Origin of the sequence: Salinibacter altiplanensis, from assembly GCF_002894645.1 — a bacterium.
GTDB lineage: Bacteria > Bacteroidota > Rhodothermia > Rhodothermales > Salinibacteraceae > Salinibacter > Salinibacter altiplanensis.
Window position 1 is genome coordinate 1 of record NZ_NCQY01000025.1, and the last position, 14,706, is coordinate 14,706.

14 protein-coding genes are annotated in these 14,706 nt (G+C 61.7%); 10 read left to right on the forward strand and 4 right to left on the reverse strand.

The genetic code is table 11. The features are described from left to right. Both B7R93_RS15925 and B7R93_RS11525 read left to right on the forward strand, forming a co-directional pair. A partial coding sequence (locus B7R93_RS15925; protein WP_232798364.1) for a T9SS type A sorting domain-containing protein occupies positions 1–1,056 on the forward strand: 1,056 nt, incomplete at its 5' end. Between the two features lie 701 nt (positions 1,057–1,757). Next, a complete protein-coding gene (locus tag B7R93_RS11525; RefSeq protein WP_103020915.1) occupies positions 1,758–2,252 on the forward strand; it encodes an META domain-containing protein in 495 nt (164 codons plus the stop codon). A gap of 357 nt (positions 2,253–2,609) precedes the next feature. On the opposite strand, the gene B7R93_RS16355 is transcribed toward B7R93_RS11525, so the two are convergent. Beyond that, positions 2,610–3,041 (reverse strand): IS5 family transposase, encoded by a 432-nt coding sequence (locus B7R93_RS16355; RefSeq protein WP_103020916.1) that lies wholly within the window; start codon positions 3,039–3,041, stop codon positions 2,610–2,612. Positions 3,042–3,266: 225 nt separating this feature from the next. Next, positions 3,267–3,452: a transposase gene (locus tag B7R93_RS16360; protein WP_103020917.1), complete on the reverse strand. Its 186-nt coding sequence runs from the start codon at positions 3,450–3,452 to the stop codon at positions 3,267–3,269. A gap of 101 nt (positions 3,453–3,553) precedes the next feature. Between B7R93_RS16360 and B7R93_RS11540 the strand changes: the two genes are divergently transcribed. Further along, positions 3,554–4,423 (forward strand): DUF4097 family beta strand repeat-containing protein, encoded by an 870-nt coding sequence (locus tag B7R93_RS11540; protein WP_103020987.1) that lies wholly within the window; start codon positions 3,554–3,556, stop codon positions 4,421–4,423. Here the strand turns inward: B7R93_RS11540 and B7R93_RS11545 are convergent. Continuing rightward, the gene (locus B7R93_RS11545; RefSeq protein WP_103020918.1) at positions 4,420–4,794 is read right to left on the reverse strand and encodes a hypothetical protein; all 375 of its coding nucleotides are present in this window, start codon (positions 4,792–4,794) and stop codon (positions 4,420–4,422) included. The genes B7R93_RS11540 and B7R93_RS11545 overlap by 4 nt on opposite strands. Before the next feature lie 67 nt (positions 4,795–4,861). Further along, on the reverse strand, positions 4,862–5,488 hold the full coding sequence (locus tag B7R93_RS11550) for an ABC transporter ATP-binding protein (RefSeq protein WP_103020919.1): 627 nt from the start codon (positions 5,486–5,488) through the stop codon (positions 4,862–4,864). Between the two features lie 1,057 nt (positions 5,489–6,545). On the opposite strand from B7R93_RS11550, the gene B7R93_RS11555 reads away from it, so the two are divergent. The 7 genes from B7R93_RS11555 (at position 6,546) to B7R93_RS11585 (ending at position 14,677) form a co-directional block, all read left to right on the forward strand. Further along, positions 6,546–7,331, forward strand: a complete 786-nt coding sequence (locus B7R93_RS11555; RefSeq protein WP_232798365.1) for a glycogen/starch synthase — start codon at positions 6,546–6,548, stop codon at positions 7,329–7,331. Between the two features lie 207 nt (positions 7,332–7,538). Then, entirely contained in the window at positions 7,539–8,885 is a 1,347-nt protein-coding gene (locus tag B7R93_RS11560) for a hypothetical protein (protein ID WP_232798366.1), read from the forward strand. Continuing rightward, positions 8,886–10,283: a porin family protein gene (locus B7R93_RS11565; protein WP_232798368.1), complete on the forward strand. Its 1,398-nt coding sequence runs from the start codon at positions 8,886–8,888 to the stop codon at positions 10,281–10,283. Positions 10,284–10,416: 133 nt separating this feature from the next. Continuing rightward, complete coding sequence (locus B7R93_RS11570) at positions 10,417–11,772, forward strand: tetratricopeptide repeat protein (RefSeq protein WP_232798369.1); 1,356 nt, start codon at positions 10,417–10,419, stop codon at positions 11,770–11,772. 238 nt (positions 11,773–12,010) lie between these two features. Beyond that, complete coding sequence (gene eno, locus B7R93_RS11575; RefSeq protein ID WP_103020922.1) at positions 12,011–13,300, forward strand: phosphopyruvate hydratase; 1,290 nt, start codon at positions 12,011–12,013, stop codon at positions 13,298–13,300. 15 nt (positions 13,301–13,315) lie between these two features. Further along, complete coding sequence (locus B7R93_RS11580) at positions 13,316–13,612, forward strand: FtsB family cell division protein (RefSeq protein WP_103020923.1); 297 nt, start codon at positions 13,316–13,318, stop codon at positions 13,610–13,612. Between the two features lie 81 nt (positions 13,613–13,693). Further along, positions 13,694–14,677, forward strand: a complete 984-nt coding sequence (locus tag B7R93_RS11585) for an ROK family protein (protein ID WP_103020924.1) — start codon at positions 13,694–13,696, stop codon at positions 14,675–14,677. Positions 14,678–14,706 lie beyond the last annotated feature (29 nt).

Genomic DNA, 14,706 nt, shown 5'->3' on the forward strand with positions numbered 1-14,706 from the left:
TTAGCCGTACCTAGCCGGTCAACTGGTCCAAAAATTCGGGCACATATCCCTTCTTTCAACTCTACGACCTCAATTCACCATCCAGCTGGAGATATCAAGAAAATCGCAATTGATAATAACTCTCCAAACTCAGACAACTTCGCTGGTACTCCATCAAACTCACACTGGTTGGTTAATTTTGATGAAGGAACGGTCGAAGGAGGATCTTCTGGTGCCCCTCTATTCAGCCCGAACAACAAAGTGATTGGACAACTTCATGGTGGAACAAATGTTGACCGATGTGAAGTGAGAGATGGGTATTACGGAAAGTTATCGTTGTCCTGTAATAAGGGAGGAAATAATACTACCCGACTTAAGGATTGGCTCGACTCCAGCGACACAGGCACTATCACGTTGAATGGAATAGATCCCTTCCTATCCGTAAATGTGCCTCAGCCCGCTCCTGAAGTCGATGAGTACGACCCGATCACGTTCAGTGCCAGCGTGAACTCAAATGTAGATAGGAGTCCTTACACTTACTCTTGGGATCTTCGGCAGTGTCAAAGTTGTGCATGGCAGAGTGTGTGCAGTGGTGGGTCTTCATGCACAACATCTTTTTCGGATAATACCGATGGTGACGCTTTGGCTTCTGTTAGAGTGTACGTGTACGATGACGAAGGCGAAACTCACACTGACAAGACGGACATTGTTGTGAATGAGCAGGATGGATCCGGTGGAGATGAGTGCCAGTATGGCAATCAGAATCCAAACTACATCTGTCCGAAGAGCACGACCCCACGCCAAGGGACGCCCGACACCTTTGCACTGCAGTCCTCCTCCCCGAACCCGGTTGCACAGCAAGCATCGATTCGGTTTGCCCTGCCCGAGAAACAACACGTACGCCTTGTGGTCTACGACCTGATGGGGCGAACAGTGGCCAAATTGGTCAACGAAACGAAGTCAGCCGGGTATCATCGTGTCTCATTTACTCCGAAGGGATTGGGAAGCGGGGTGTACGTCTACCGCATCACCGCCGGCCCGCACCGCGCCACCCGTCGGATGACCGTGGTGCAGTAACGGGCGGAAGGCAAGAATCCTCCGCACTCTCGGCCAACGCTCTCAGTCCCATGTACAAATTCATTTCCCTCCTCCTTGTCGGTGCGAGTTGTTTTTCCTCATCAACTGCGAGCCGCTTGAACCGCTGTCCTCTCAGGATGCAGAGCATCAGGATCTGCCTCCCCTTATCGGGACGCAGTGGCAGCTAAAGGCGTTTGTTCATTCCAACGACTCGACACGTGTTGACCCTCCCGACACCACAGGAGCATTGTCAGCAGAGAATGCCTATACGCTTTGGTTTCGGGATACGACCTCTACCCGATGCTCCGGTCTCGATGTGCCGGAATGCAAAGTGGTCAAGGGTATCGGTTTCCCGAATGAATTATTTTCCGTCTACATAGTCAGATCTCGTTCTGAGGAAGATCCATTTCACTCGCTTGCACTCGGCAATGTGGCCAGAACAGAAATCAATCCCCCGCCCTCCTCGAAAGAATCAGAATTTGTCCGGGCCCTACGGAACGTTACCGGATTTCGGATTAAGGAGAACACCCTTCGGTTGAAACATGGAAACGACGCGTTTCTCGTCCTCCGACCAACCGATGTTTTTCCAGAGTAGCGCCCCCATGGAAACTCGTCTACAAATACTCCCTGTCCACACCGGACCCCTCGATGGATAGGATGGCAACATGCCCTCTTGACTTCTTCCCGATCCGCTCAGTCTCATGCGCTCAGTTGTCGCCCTACTCATCACCGGATTGTGCAGCCTGACTTTCGTGAACTGCGATCCCGTTGGGGACCTGTTCACTCAAGACGGAGAAGCAGTTCCGACTTCCCTCCGTGGAACAGCATGGCGATTGACGACCCTCGTAGAAACGAATGACACGACCCATATCCGGAGGGATTCTCTCTCCAGAGGAGCCCACTACACCGTCTCGTTCATGTCCACTCCGGCCGATTCCTGTTTTTCCTCCCGGTCGGGTCATTGCCTGACGTTTTCTGCACATCCCAATAGCGGAAGTGCAACGTATACAGTTGAAGGACAGAATTTGTCGGTCTCTGAGCTGCAGACCACCTTCATGGGCCGTCCCCCCGACTCGAAGGAGCCGGAGTTCTTGGGCGTGCTTCGTAGCGGCCCGTCCTACCGGATCGATGGTGAGACACTCCAGCTCCGCTCGGATAGCACCACTCTCATGCTTGAACCCGACTCGACGAAGTAGCTTCTGTCAACCGAGGGGGACTACTGTTCGACTGTTTCCCCCGTCAGCTCTCGCAGAAACGCCTGGGCGTCGGTCTCGTGCGCTGTGTCATCTGTGCATCGAGCAGATTCGCAATGTCCTTGAAATCGTGACTCTCTTTCATCCCAGGCTTTCCAGATCCCGTTTGACATTACCCGCGTCCGTTTTTTCTTCTGGTATGTTTGTATAAGTTCTAAACAAAACGACCAGAACAATGACCGGCATAGTTCGACATTTCGAAATAGCAACAGCACTAGCCGTAGGCCTGTGTCTCATCCTAGGCTCTGTCTGAGAATTATCGCTTCAGATATTCGCCGATGAAGGCCCATTGCAGCATCGCTACGGAGCTGTCGCTCTCGTGTGGCTAGCCTTCTTCTCATACCGAGTGGCAATCCGCCTTCGCTCCTTCAAACGGCCTACGAGACGCTCGACAACATTCCGTCGTTCATATTTTTGCTGATCGCAAGTCGGGGGACGTCCGGCTCCGGTATGCATCCCTTTTCGGGCCGGAATCACCGACTCAATGTTCTTCTGCCAGCACCATCTTCGGTTTGCTTTTGAATCGTACGCTCGGTCCCCAGCTACTGCTTCAGGCCGCTTTTTAGGCCGCCCAGTCGGTCTTGGCACCCGCACCGAGTCCATTACGTCGGCAAAAAAGGCCGATTCGTGACGCTGCCCAGCCGTAAGGAGGGCGGTCATCGGAAGTCCATTCCCGTCGGTCACAAGATGCATTTTGGTGGAGAACCCTCCCCGCAGGACCGACAGGTCCATATCCGAGAGCAGGACTTACTCCTTCGTCTTCTCGGGCGGTTCGGTCCCCTTTTTATCGTCAGTCGGGCCACCGGCCGCTGAGCGGCTGGCTCGAACCGTCGTGCTGCGTGCGCCCAACTGCTCCCAGTCGATATGGCCCTCAGCGTCGAGTTCTCCTTGGAGCTTCTGGGCAACCCATTGTAGGGTGCCATCTTTAGCCCAACGCCTGAACCGGTCGTGGGCCGCTCACCAAGAACCGTAGCGCTCGGGAAGGTCTCGCCAGGGAGCTCCTGAGCCATCTGCCCTGAAGATTCCGTTTACAACCTTCCGGTGGTCCTCATAAGGCCTGCCTCTTCCATCGACTTCGGGAAGAGCATCTTCAATGCGCTCAAATTGCTCATCGGTCAGTTCGTAGCGGCGACGTCGGGCCATCGGCAAATGTCAGAACAAGTCCACTTGCGAATCGCCCTTCATACCGGCTTTTTGTCAGACAGTGCCTAGGAAAAATGCTGGCCCGTCAACATCGCATTGCCATGCCCCGCCCTGCTGTTCTGTGGACCGCCGTTCTCGGGCTCATGCTCGGCCTTGGCACTGCCCCCATCGCAGCGGGGCAGCCCTCTTCTCCTTCTTCCCCCGACATCATACGGGACACGGTTCGTCTTGCCCCCGACGGGACTGTGGAAATCGACGACACCCGTGCGGGAACCATCACCGTTACCACGTGGGACCGCGACCGGATCGCCTACGAAATTGCCCCGGTGAGCGACGAGGACTCCATGCTGACGTCGATCGTCAGCGTCAGCCACACCGACCAGGAATTCGCAATCGATCAGGACGGAGCCTCCTGGTCAATTCGCATTCCGGGCCTTCTCCGCATCTCTCCGAGCGGGGGAAAGAACCTAGCCGCCCGCTACCGCATCACGATGCCGGCGACGGCGATGCTCGAGGTTGACGACATCAACTCGACCATTGAGGTCTCGAACCTGGAGGCCGACATGGAGATTGATACGCACCAGGGCGAGGTGGTCGTCGACTCCGCCGGCGGTATGCTCGATCTGAGGACGCACACCGGACAGATCCACGCGACCGGCGTTCGCGAGGGCGTCGCGCTGGAGGTCCACGCCGGAGACGCATCCGTCTCCTTCGAAGATTTCGCCGCGTCGAGCACGGCAGAGACCGTTTCGGGCACACTGCGGTTTTTTCTGCCTGCGGAAGCAGGGTTTTCCCTCCAGACAGACCGTACCGACGCCGTCACCGTCGGCGAGGCCTTCGGCAGTTCCGCGACAGACGACGAACGCTGGCTCTTCAACGGCGGAGGGCCCACGCTTACCCTGGACACCCCCCCCGCCGGAACGGTCGAGGTACGGTCCCTCAAGGCCCCCGAGGGCCCCGGCCAGCGCTAAAAATCATCCAGGGTGCGCTCGTCCACCCGCTCCGTTTCCCCTTCCGCCACCCGCAGCATGCGCCACGGCTCCTTGGGCTGTTCCAGGTAGCAAAGCACCTCGGCCTCAAGTGCCTCGTGGGCGGCACGAGCACATTTTTGGATGCCTTGCCACGGCAGACGGGGCGCGTTGAACCAAATGCTCGTGTACGGCCCATTTTTAACCCGCTCGGTGACCTGCACCGGAACGATCTCCCCGTCGTGCTGCCCCTCGTACGTCACGATGGGGGCCTCCGCCACCTGCTCCAGGTCTTCGAAAACGGTCCGCAGCCAGTCGGCAACCGCGTCCTCAGAACGGTCCCGTACAAAAATTTCGGTTGTGTCGTGGGCCATGTGCAGAAAAATGCGTTTGGGAAAATAAGACCTGCGGCGAACGCCACGCCCTCGGGCGCCTCCGTCACTACCGGTGGTCCTCAATGCGAAGCTGTCGGTGGTGTCGCTCCGCTTCGCCGGGTCGGTTCGTCGCAACGACGAGCAGCCGCCCCTGTGTCCGCCATGCCTCCGCGATCGACGCGACCATCTCCCGCCCGGCCGCGTCGAGGTTGGCACCGGGCTCATCGAGTAGCAGGAGCGGCGGGGTCGCAAGGAGCGCCGCCGCGTATTTGACGCGCTGCCGCATGCCCGACGAGTAGGTGCCCACTCGATCGTCGGCTCGGCTGGCAAGCCCAACCCGGGCAAGCACCTCATCGATCCGGGACGCAGGATCCAGTAGTCGCCGCGCTCGTGCCAGCACGCGGAGGGTCTCCCGCGCCGTGAGCTCTTCGTAGACCCCTACGGCCGGGGCCACGAGCCCCGTCCGCAGCGGACGCTCTTCGTCGGGCACGGATTGCCCATCCACCGTGAGCGTGACGCTTCCGGTGCGGGGCGTGAGCAGGCCCGCCAGGATGCGAAGAAGGGTCGACTTGCCCGTCCCGTTGGCCCCCGTCACCGCCAGCGTCTCTCCGGCGTGCAGGGTCACCGACAATCCCCGAAAGAGCAAGAGGCGCCCGAAGTGGTGCCCGACGTGCTCGGCCGTGAGGGTCGGCATGCGTCGACGAAAGACACTTGTTTTGGAAGGCCAATTTGGCGTTAGAACGTACGGCGTTCTCCGCACAACCCCAAAGAAATTGCCGTCCAATCCACGGCGCCCTCTGCGACCCAGTCGGGGCAAGGCTCCACTCGTTCCCATTTGTCTCATCCCGTCTCCCACGGCGAATTGCATCGGGCGGCGACAGACGTCTCGGCCGATTTCGTGTAGTTCGTCCCCGCTTTATTTCTCTTCTTACCACCCCGACATGTCTCATAGACGGTCTGTGGACCGGTGTCCACCAGTTGAAGGACAGTCTTCGCCCTTCCAGTCGAGTGCGTCGCGGGCTGGAATGCGTTTTGCGGACTGAAATGTGTAGGAGTGGCTTTCATCCTTCACGCATCTGCGGGAGGCTCCGTCCGGCCCCTCGGCGCACCTTCTCCTCTGGAATACAGGGCCAGGGGCCCATAGGGTTGTTGGCATGACGCCGAAGGGCCGGGCGGAGCTTCTCCAGGGAACCGCCTTTCGGTCGGCACCAGCTTTTCTCCGCCGGGGAAGCCCCAAAGGAGCCCCTCGCGTCTGCTGTCGTTACTTTCGTGCCGTGGACCAGTCCTTCCACGCCCCTTCCCCCACCCATTCGAGGGCTTCTCTTAATGAGGGGTGAACGCAGACCGTCGTCAAATCTCCGCGGGGTCTGAACAACACGTCCCCTCCGACCAATTTTCAAATTTTCACGGTCTTGACGTGACTTCCTCATGGCTGGGGTGTCCAAAATTGATTCCCGAGTCCGACAACAGTAGGTTTATTTTTAACGAGAGCACACTGTCGGACCACACTGTCGGACCATTGTACTCCCCCACTGTCGGCTCATTGCATCCGTTGATGTAGGATGTCCAGGGACTCGGACCTGAACTACGGAGCGTTGGTGGGCTGGGCTTCACAACTTCCGGACCCGCCTTCTTCTTCGATCCAGGGATGCCCTACAACTGGACCAGGGGCGTTCTCCCCCCTTGTGCTCGTCTGAGCAGGCCGTACCTCGTCCACACCCGCCGTTGCCTTTCTCAACTCCTCAATGCACATGGCCTCTTCGTACCGCCTCCTTTACGTCGCCGAAGCACTCGCTCCGTTCACCGACCGCTCGCCACTTGCCGCCCTCACCCGATCGCTCCCCGAGCACGTGCAAGACGCGGGAGACTTTGAAGTACGCATCATGATGCCCTGCTACGGGGACATCAACGAGCGGAAGCACAGCCTCCACGAGGTCATTCGACTCTCAGACACAGATGTCCCGATGGGGGCGAACACCGAGTCGGTCTCCGTCAAGGTGGCCTCGGTACCGGACGCGCAGCTGCAGGTCTACTTCATGGACCACGAGGGGTACTTCGGGCGAACGGGCCGCGCGACCGACGGGGACGGGACTCCCTTCGACGACAACGCGGTCCGGGCATTATTTTTCAGTCGCTCTGTTCTGGAAACCCTCCGGGAGCTGCGCTGGGGCCCGGACCTGATCCATGGCTTTGGGTGGATCAGCGGGCTTCTCCCGTCTCTTCTCTCCACCACCTACGCGGACGACGACCTGCTGGGCGCCACGAAATCCGTCTTCACGCCTGGAGGAACGGCCCCGGAAACGACTCTCCAGGCCTCGTTTGCCGAGTCCATGGACCTTCCGATCGACGGCGACGCCGGATCGACGGTGTCGGAGGTGGGTCTTGCCCATGCGGACACCACGGTCCTCCCGCCAAACGGAACGCTGACGAACGGGGCTCAGGCCGAAGAGGCATCGACGTTGCCGGCCGATGCCGAGCCGCGCACCAAGCAGACGGTGGCATTGTACGATCAAATGCTCGGTGAAGTCCCTGCGTAGGGTTCACCTGCCGAGAAACACCCTGCTTCGAGGCATCATTCAGGGACCCGATTCGGGAATGCGCCCACGCCCTTGTCTTGTTGGGTGTGTTCCTCTTCCGGAGCTGTTGTACTCGCCTGGGTGCTCCACATCGATGTGTCGTGCGCAGGCGCTCTCTCCTGCACTCTTGTACCGAACCGGCGTTCGCCGCCCGCAATGCCAATATCCATGAGGTCCTCTTGGCTCACCGCACTCCTTGTTGGGGGCGGGCTGATCGCCTCGCTCGCCGCCTGCACCGACTCGTCGGATGTCGGGTTGGGGGTGGGCTCCGATCCCCTGCAGGGGGACAATCCAGCGACCGTCGACGCAGTCCCTGACGTCGGCACGACCCGAGTTCCCCCGATCACGGGAGACAACGTCCGCAACCGGCCCCGGTCCCAGAGCGCATGGCGATTCCTGATCGGGTCCGTAGACGACCCGGTGAGCGGAACGGGACTCGTCGAGGCGGAAGGCTACATCGACTTCGCAGGCCGGAGCGACGACGTTCCCTCCGAGATCGAAAATGCCAGTCCCGACGCCCGTGCCGCTGAACTGCGCCTGAAAACCGACTACTTCCACGGCTATTCGACCGAATCGATAGACGTGGAGGTGTACGACCTGACGGAGGAGGCCGACATGGACTCCGCCCGGGCGACGGCGAGCTTCAACGCCGACGCGTCCCCGGTGTCCGTGGACACGGCACAGATCAACCTGTCTGACTCAGACTCTCTGGTCACCATTCGACTCCAGGAGTCCTGGATCAACGATCACCCGGAGGTCTTTCAGACGGGCGAGGACTTCGAAAGCAATTTTCACGGCTTCAAAATAACTGCCCCCAGCAGCGAGGCGGTCGTCGGGTTCTCCTCGTCGGACGCCACCCTGCGCCTCAGGACCGTTTCGTCTGGTGACACCACCACGGCCGACTACTCGGGCCTAAAAACCTTCACTCACATTGAGCAGACGGGCGGGGGTGCCTCGCCGTCCGGGTACCGGCTGATGCAGGACGGCGTCGGGACCGGACTCACGATGTCGTGGGACTTCAATGAGAGTCCGCTCGACACTCTCGAAGAGAGTCCCTTGAACCGAGCCGAGATCTTCGTCCCGAACGACACAAGCGAACTGCAGGCACTCACCCCTTCCAATTTTGAACGGCCGCAGCCACAGGGCTACCGCATCATCGCCACCCGCGCTTCGTCCCCAGACGTGCCCCTTTGCGGAGAAGTACAATCCACAGTCTTCCCGATCTCCGATGAAGACTGCACACTTCCACTCGACCCCACGGCGGCCCCCAGGGCAGCCCTCGTTCCGGACAACATCTCCTTTCCCATCTTCCAGCAGTCGCTCCAGCGCGTCCGCAGCGGGCAGTCCCCCGTCTTCACGACCTTCCGTGTCCACATCGCCGATCGGGCGAACACGTCGGTCAACCAGGCCACGACCATTCAGCCCGGCCTGCCCACCACGCTGCCCGCCCTCGTTCCCAAAGGCGGGACCGAGCCGAAGCCGCCCCGCGCTACTCTGACCGTAACCCCACTCTAGATGATGATTGCCGCTTGCTCCCTCCTCCACACGCTGCGCGACGGCCTCGTGCGGATGGTGGGGTTCCATCGCCTGCTCTTCTGGGGCTCCTGCCTTGCCGTTGTCGTGGGTATTCTGGGCGCTCCCTCTTCGGTGCAGGCCCAGTCCAACGGGGAGGGCACAATCTATTCCCGGTTCGGGATGGGCAGCCTGCTTGAGTTCTCCTCGTCTCAGAGCGACGCGATGGGGGGGGGCGGCTACGCACTTCGCTCCCTCAACTACAACCCCGACGCCAACCCGGCCCTCTGGAGCGACCAGGTGTTTACCCGCCTGTCCGGAAGCGCGGCCTACCGCTCCACCACCGTGGAGGACGGCCAGGGCAATTCCGGGCGGCTCAGCTCCGGCAACGTGCAGGCACTTCAGTTCAACTTCCCGCTCTATGAGCGCTCCCTGGGGGTCGGCTTCTCCTTCCAGCCCTACTCCCGCTCCAATTACAGCGGCAAGCGGCTGGACAGCGAAGAGGTGTCCATCAACGGCGAACGTCGGGAGGTTCCGTTTGAGACTGAGTTTTCGGGCTCCGGCGGCCTGCACCGGCTGCGGGGCGGGCTGGGATACCGCGTCAACGACATGTTGAGCGTCGGGGCCACCGCGGACCTTCTGTTCGGGACCCTCGAACGCCGTCGGCGTACGACGTGGGCAGTCGCCCAGCTCCGCAACACCGTCATCTCCGACGGGGTCCAGCTCTCCGGCCTGACCAGCACACTGGGCGGCCACCTCGCCCTTGCCGATGTGTTTGCCGAGGACGACGCCTTCTCCATCGGGGCCTCCGTTACGCTCCCGGCCAACCTGTCGGGCGAGCGCTTTCGGACCCTCGACGAAGACCTCGCCCGGGACACCCTCGCGACCGAACGGGGGGATGTCACCCTGCCCTGGAAGGGCCGCCTGGGACTGTCCTACCAGCCCAACGCCCGCTGGACGCTCGTCGTCGACGGGGCCTTCGACCCCTGGAGCACCTTCTCAAGCGACTTCTCCGCTCGGGCCTCCGAAACGGCCCCCGCTCGCTTTCCGGCCGGGGGGACGGAGACCCTCACCGATCGGTGGCGCCTCTCGACCGGGGCCGAAGTGGTACCTGCCGGCGACGACCGGTTGGCCGGGTACTTTGCCCAGGCGGCCTACCGCTTCGGCGGGTACGCGGAACAGATGTACGTGCGCCCAGACTCGGAAACGACCCTCTATGAATTTGCCCTCACCGCGGGCATCAGCCTCCCCACCTCTCTTTCTGGCACACGAATTGATCTGAACACGGTTGCCGGAACGCGAGGGACGACCACCGGTGCCCTCGTCCGTGATCAGTTCTTCGGAGTGTCTCTTCACGTGAACTTCGGAGAGCGCTGGTTCCAGCGGCGCAAGCTCCGGTAGGCGGCGCGGGGACCCGCAGGTCCTCTCTCACCGAACAGGCCGCACCGCAGGGCCCTCTTGACTGAAACCCAACGCAAAGCGTCCAGTCTAAAGCCCTAGCCTGTTCAAAATATCGGACAGATTTGCCCCCAATATGTCTCTGACCGCCCCCGTTCTCCGATTACAGTCCTTCGTCGCTGGTGCCCTCTGCGTGGGGCTTGCCCTGCTCGTGGCAACTTCACCGGCCTCGGCCCAGGATAGTGAGCCGAGCAAGCGGGAGAAGCTGATGCACTACAGCCTCTACTACGAGAATTACAAGAACGACAACTTCGAAAGCGCACGGAGCGACCTGCTCTGGGTGCTCAACAATGCCCCTGGCGTTCCCGACGGCGACGACGACAACTACCGCCGGGTGATTCGTCTCTACGAGGGGCTTGCCGACCAGGCCTCAGACGAGAAGGCAAAGAAGGCATACCTAGACACCGCGGCGACGTACCTCGCCTCCGCCGTAGACCAGATCAAGAAGGACGGTCTGGAGCACACGTCGTACAAGTGGGAACGGCGCAAGGGCCGGTTCCTCGAAGAGCACCAGGACGTCCTTCCCGAGGGTGCGGAGGGCCTTGAGACGCCGACGGCCCACTACCGAAGGGCCTTTGAGCTCGCCCCAAAGGACCTCGATCCGTACTACATCCAACAGGTGTTGCAGTCACACCTTGAGGACAATGCCCTTCAGAAGGCCCTTGACTTTGCCAACACCGTGGAGTCGAAGCGGGGGGACGATGAGGAGGTAACCAAGATGATCAGCTCGGTCCGGAAGGACATCTTTGGGAAAAACTCGCAGGCAAAGATCGCGTACCTTGAGAAACAGGTCGAGCAGAGCCCGGACAGCACCAAGCTGCTGACGGAACTGTTCGATGCGTACAACCAGCAGGGCAACGTCGAGAAGGCCTCGGAGCTCTCGAAGCGCTTGATCAAAATGGAGCCGTCGGCCGAGACCGTCCGGCAGATCGCCCAGATGCGCCTCGAGGACGGCCGTCCGGAAGACGCCCTGCAGGCGTACGAGCGGGCCGAGAAGCAAGGGGCTGAGTTGAAGGCCGAGGACTACTTCAACCGGGGCACCGCCTACCAGAAGATGGAGAAGCTCGCCCGGGCCCGTCAGGACTACCAAGCGGCCATTGACATGAAGGACGGCTTTGGGCGGGCGTACATCGCCATCGGTGACCTGTACGCCCGGGCCGTAAATCGGTGCAGCGGCAGCGAAATGGCCCGGAACGACAGGGCGGTATACTGGGCCGCCGTGGACAAGTACCGGCAGGCGAAGGAAATCGACTCTTCGATTGCCTCCGTCGCGGACAGCAAGATCCAGACGTACCGTAGGGTCTTCCCGACGAAGGAAGATGTTTTCTACCGAGAGGACTGGGAGAGCGGGCAGTCGTTCACCATCGACTACGGGTGCTACTCATGGATTGGTGAGACGACCTCCGTCCGATCGGCCCCTTCCTCGGGGTGATGCCGCCACATTCTGAGAGTCGAAGGGCCGGCGTGCCGTTGGGGCCGTCGGCCCTTTTCGTTGGCGCAGGCGGGAATCGCACCCGCATTCGTGCCTTCGTCCTCCAAGGGAGTTTTCGTGTCGATCCGCTCTTGTGGTTCTGGGCGCCGACCACGTAGTTAACGAGTGCGTTTCGTAACGGCCTCGTTGCGAGGCGTCCTACTCGCCGCCCCCCGCTCCAGCATTCCCCCCGTTTCGCATGGCCTCCGTTCAACGTGTCACCGCTCGCCAGATTCTTGACAGCCGCGGCACCCCCACAGTGGAGGTGGACGTCACCACCGACGAGGGCGTTCTGGGCCGGGCCGCCGTTCCAAGCGGAGCATCGACCGGCGCGTACGAGGCCGTCGAGTTGCGCGACGGGGATGCCGATCGCTACCACGGGCAGGGCGTGCGCCGGGCCGTGGGCCACGTCAACGACGCGATTGCCGACGCCCTGAAGGGCCTGAGTGTGCTCGAACAGGTGACGATCGACGACACGCTCCGGGCTCTCGACGGCACTTCGGACAAATCGAACCTGGGGGCCAACGCGATTCTCGGGGCCTCGCTCGCCGCCGCGAAAGCCGGCGCCGCCACCCTGGGCGTGCCGCTGTACCGCCACCTGGGGCGCGCCACCGCCCGCACCCTTCCGGTGCCGCTTATGAACATCCTCAACGGGGGCGAGCACGCCGACAACAACGTGGACATGCAAGAGTTCATGATTGCCCCGGCGGGGGTTGCCTCCTTCTCCGAGGCCCTCCGCACCGGCGCAGAGGTCTTCCACACCCTGAAGTCCGTCCTGCAAGACCATGGCTACAGCACTGCCGTGGGGGACGAGGGCGGCTTTGCCCCCGACCTCCGGTCCAACGAGGAGGCCGTCGAGCTCATTCTCGATGCCATCGAGACGGCCGGGTACACCGCGGGCTCGGATGTGTTCGTGGCCCTCGACCCCGCCGCCGCCGAAATGGTGGACGACGAGGCGTACGTCTTCTGGAAGAGCGACCCGAGCACCGACCGGTCCTCGGAGGACATGGTCAAGTTCTGGGCCGAGTGGGTCGACCAGTACCCCATTCTCTCCATCGAGGACGCCATGGACGAGGACGACTGGGACGGCTGGGCCCTGCTGACCGACGAAATTGGGGACGAGGTGCAGCTCGTGGGCGACGACCTATTCGTCACAAACACGGAGCGCCTCGGCCGGGGCATCGAAGAGGGATGTGGCAACTCCATCCTGATCAAGCCCAATCAGATTGGCACCCTCACCGAAACGCTCAACGCCATCGAGACGGCCCACAAGCACGGGTTCACGGCTGTCGTCAGCCACCGATCCGGCGAGACCGAAGACACAACGATCGCCGACCTGGCCGTCGCGACCGAGGCCGGACAGATCAAAACCGGCTCGGCCAGTCGGAGCGACCGGGTGGCAAAGTACAACCAGCTGCTCCGGATCGAAGAACAGCTGGGGGCGGCGGCCGAATATCCTGGGCTCGACGCCTTCCCACCCGCAAACTAATCAGCCTCTTCCGCCATGCCCGACTCCACGTTGTCCGCTCGCCGCGTGCGGTGGGGAATCGGCCTTCTGCTGGGGGGCGTGCTCGTCTGGATCGCCTTCTTCGACAGTCACAGCCTCTGGCAGCGATACCGCTGGCACCAAGAGCTGGAGGCTACAACCGCGGAGAACGCCGACCTCCGCTCCGAGATCGAGCGCCTTCGCTCACAGCTCGACCGTCCCCTGTCGGACAGCGTCGTCGAACGGATTGCCCGTGAGGAGTACGGCATGAAGCGGCCCGACGAAACCATTTACCGCGTCGAGCCCAGCGAGTGAGGCGGGGCGCTCCGGTGCCGATCGAAAGAGGGGCTTTTGCATCCATCGTCCATCTCGCCCTCGTCCGCTTCACGGACCAGCATGAGTTCGCACGCCATCGGGATTGACATTGGGGGGACAAACCTCAAGGCCGCGCTCGTGGCCCGCGACGAAGGCCTGCTTGAGCAAGCCGAGTGCCCCACAGAAGCCCATCGGGGCCCCCAGCATGTCGAGTCTCAGATTGCGGGCCTCGCCGCAGATCTACTCGATGCGGCCCCGCCGGACGCGGTGGCGGGCATCGGCATTGGGGCGCCCGGCACCGTAAATTGGGACCGCACGACGGTGTCTCACCCCCCGAATATTGACGGCTGGACGTCCGTCAACCTACGCTCGGTCCTTCGGTCGCGACTGGGCACCTCCCTCCCCGTCATCGTGGAAAACGACGCGAACGTGGCGGCCCTTGGGTCCGCCTTCTACGGGGCCGGGCAGCACGTCGACTCGTTCATCATGATCACCCTCGGCACCGGGGTCGGCGGCGGCATCATCTATCAAAACAAAATCTTTCGCGGCAGCACCGGCGGCGCCGGCGAAATCGGGCACATGACAATCGATTACGAGGGCCCCTTTGCCAACTCGGGCGTGAGCGGGGCCATCGAGGGCTATCTCGGCCAAACATTTCTGACGGCACACGCCCGCGATCAGATCGTCAACTACCCGGAAAGCATGGTCCGGGAGCTCGTAGAAGGCGACCTGGACCAGTTGTCCCCGCGCGTGCTGTACGAAGCGGCGACGCAGGGCGACGAGTTTGCCCGGGCCATCCTGGCGTGGGCCGGCCACAAGCTCGGATGCGTGCTCGGCTCCGCCGTAAATCTCTTGGACATTCGAACCATTGTGGTAGGGGGCGGCGTTTCGGCAGCGGGAGAATACATCCTCGCCCCTGCCCGTGACGTCCTCCCCCGCTTTGTCACGCCGGGCCTTCGGAACGACCTCCGGGTTCACCAGGAAGGGCTCGGCAACGAGGCCAGCCTTCTCGGGGCGGCCCGCCTCGCCTTCCAGGGCAAGGACGCCCAGGTCGGAACGCAGTAGTCGTCGGCCCTCCGAGGCGGCACAGTTCG

What these genes read in the sequence shown, in the direction of transcription:
- B7R93_RS11525 (WP_103020915.1), top strand. Translation starts at nt 1,758, where the DNA reads ATGCGCTCAGTTGTCGCCCTACTCATCACCGGATTGTGCAGCCTGACT.
- B7R93_RS16355 (WP_103020916.1), bottom strand. Translation starts at nt 3,041, where the DNA reads ATGGACCTGTCGGTCCTGCGGGGAGGGTTCTCCACCAAAATGCATCTT.
- B7R93_RS16360 (WP_103020917.1), bottom strand. Translation starts at nt 3,452, where the DNA reads ATGGCCCGACGTCGCCGCTACGAACTGACCGATGAGCAATTTGAGCGC.
- B7R93_RS11540 (WP_103020987.1), top strand. Translation starts at nt 3,554, where the DNA reads ATGCCCCGCCCTGCTGTTCTGTGGACCGCCGTTCTCGGGCTCATGCTC.
- B7R93_RS11545 (WP_103020918.1), bottom strand. Translation starts at nt 4,794, where the DNA reads ATGGCCCACGACACAACCGAAATTTTTGTACGGGACCGTTCTGAGGAC.
- B7R93_RS11550 (WP_103020919.1), bottom strand. Translation starts at nt 5,488, where the DNA reads ATGCCGACCCTCACGGCCGAGCACGTCGGGCACCACTTCGGGCGCCTC.
- B7R93_RS11555 (WP_232798365.1), top strand. Translation starts at nt 6,546, where the DNA reads ATGGCCTCTTCGTACCGCCTCCTTTACGTCGCCGAAGCACTCGCTCCG.
- B7R93_RS11560 (WP_232798366.1), top strand. Translation starts at nt 7,539, where the DNA reads ATGAGGTCCTCTTGGCTCACCGCACTCCTTGTTGGGGGCGGGCTGATC.
- B7R93_RS11565 (WP_232798368.1), top strand. Translation starts at nt 8,886, where the DNA reads ATGATGATTGCCGCTTGCTCCCTCCTCCACACGCTGCGCGACGGCCTC.
- B7R93_RS11570 (WP_232798369.1), top strand. Translation starts at nt 10,417, where the DNA reads ATGTCTCTGACCGCCCCCGTTCTCCGATTACAGTCCTTCGTCGCTGGT.
- eno (WP_103020922.1), top strand. Translation starts at nt 12,011, where the DNA reads ATGGCCTCCGTTCAACGTGTCACCGCTCGCCAGATTCTTGACAGCCGC.
- B7R93_RS11580 (WP_103020923.1), top strand. Translation starts at nt 13,316, where the DNA reads ATGCCCGACTCCACGTTGTCCGCTCGCCGCGTGCGGTGGGGAATCGGC.
- B7R93_RS11585 (WP_103020924.1), top strand. Translation starts at nt 13,694, where the DNA reads ATGAGTTCGCACGCCATCGGGATTGACATTGGGGGGACAAACCTCAAG.